The organism is Propionivibrio sp. (assembly GCF_049316945.1).
In the GTDB taxonomy this organism is placed as follows: domain Bacteria; phylum Pseudomonadota; class Gammaproteobacteria; order Burkholderiales; family Rhodocyclaceae; genus Propionivibrio.
Genome location: NZ_JBMOJE010000365.1, coordinates 1 through 1777 on the forward strand (window position 1 = coordinate 1; position 1777 = coordinate 1777).

Consider the following 1777-nt stretch of genomic DNA (forward strand, 5'->3'; position numbering starts at 1 on the left):
AGGCTGGCACTGATGTGCGCCGCATCCAACTGCTCATGGGACACCGCAGTCTGAGCACCACCTCGCGCTATCTCAAGATCGCCACCAGCACACTGTGCGCGACCGTCAGTCCGTTTGATTTATTGCCAAAGATTGATCCGCCACAACCGGTGGCCAGCGTGGTAACTCATTGCTGAGGATTGGCTTTGCGCCCAGTTGGGCTGGAGGTGGCGGACATTTTTCGCCAGTGCGGCCCTGCCTTTCGTGCGCAGAATACGGCATCACTGAGCCGGGGGCAGCGTCGTGTCATGAGCGCCATTGAGCAATGCCGCACTGCCGCATTGGGTGGCCACGTTGAAGAATGCGATGCCTGTGGTCACCAGCGCATTGCCTACAACAGTTGCAGAAATCGTCATTGTCCCAAGTGTCAGTCACTGGCGCGGGCACAGTGGTTGCAGGATCGCCAAGCTGAGTTGTTGCCGGTAGAGTATTTCCATGTGGTGTTTACCGTGCCCCAGGAAGTCGCTGCCATCGCGTATCAGAACAAGGAGGTGGTCTACAACATCCTGTTCCAAGCCACTGCGCAGACGCTGCGTACCATTGGTGCTGACCCCAAACACCTGGGTGCTGAGATTGGCTTTATCGCTATTTTGCACACCTGGGGGCAGAACTTGTTGCACCATCCGCACTTGCACTGCGTAGTCCCCGGTGGCGGGATCTCGCCTGATGGTCAGCGTTGGGTAGCCTGTCGACCAGGCTTTTTCTTGCCGGTACGGGTGTTGTCGCGACTGTTTCGTCGCCTGTTTCTTGAATTATTGCAGCAAGCGTTCGATGGGGGTGAGTTGCACTTCTTCAATAGCCTTGCGGGACTAAAGGAGAGTTTGGCTTTCGCCAAATACCTCGCCCCTGTGGCACACACTGAATGGGTGGTTTACGCCAAAGCACCTTTTGGTGGCCCCAAGCAGGTGTTGGAGTATTTGGGGCGCTACACCCATCGGGTGGCAATTTCCAACAACCGTTTGCTTGAGTTCAGCGGTGGCGTAGTCACTTTTGCCTGGAAGGACTACCGCCACGAGTCAAAGAACAAGACCATGCGTTTGGATGCCCACGAGTTCATTCGCCGATTCTTGTTGCACGTTCTGCCATCGGGATTTCAGCGCATTCGGCATTACGGATTTCTGGCTAACCGATATCGCCAGATCAAGGTGGCGCTGTGTCTCAAACTGCTGGGAGTACCAACACCTATAGCGGCGCACAGCGAGTCTGACACCACGCTTAATTACCTTGATCGCTATCAGCGTCTTACGGGTTTGTCGCTGCGTGAGTGTCCGCACTGCGGCAAAGGTCAGATGGTGCGCATTGAGTCTTTTTTGGCTGGAGCCCGGGCACGTGGACCGCCCACAAAGACATCATGACTGACAATTTGTTACTGATCACTGGCTTTTCTCGACTCTCAGTTTGGCAGCCGATGGGATTGGCTTTGTTGGCAAATTTTCAGTCACGTTGGTGTGGCCTCAATTCGCTCATCTGGGCACAGTTGAGGCGTTCATCACTTCACATCGTTCTTCACCATCCATGCAGCAACGAGCCGCGCAGTGTCAGATTACATCGGGATTTGGCGAGTTCGCCGCTGCCTTGGTCAGCCAACTGCTGATTCAATACCCATAGTGCGCAACGGCCTGTGGCGGCGGTTTAGTCCAACGGGATCTTTAGCCTACCGGCTGCGGCGATGCAGCCTCGGCATGAACCTGCTTCGGTGCGCCGCAGCCGCCAGGCTAAAGACTCTCTGCATTATGCA

At 55.6% G+C, this 1777-nt stretch carries 1 protein-coding gene; it reads left to right on the forward strand.

Annotated elements, in window-relative coordinates:
* Positions 1-185 precede the first annotated feature (185 nt).
* Positions 186-1394, forward strand: a complete 1209-nt coding sequence (locus tag ACOYNV_RS28195; RefSeq protein ID WP_422903140.1) for an IS91 family transposase — start codon at positions 186-188, stop codon at positions 1392-1394.
* Positions 1395-1777: the final 383 nt, after the last annotated feature.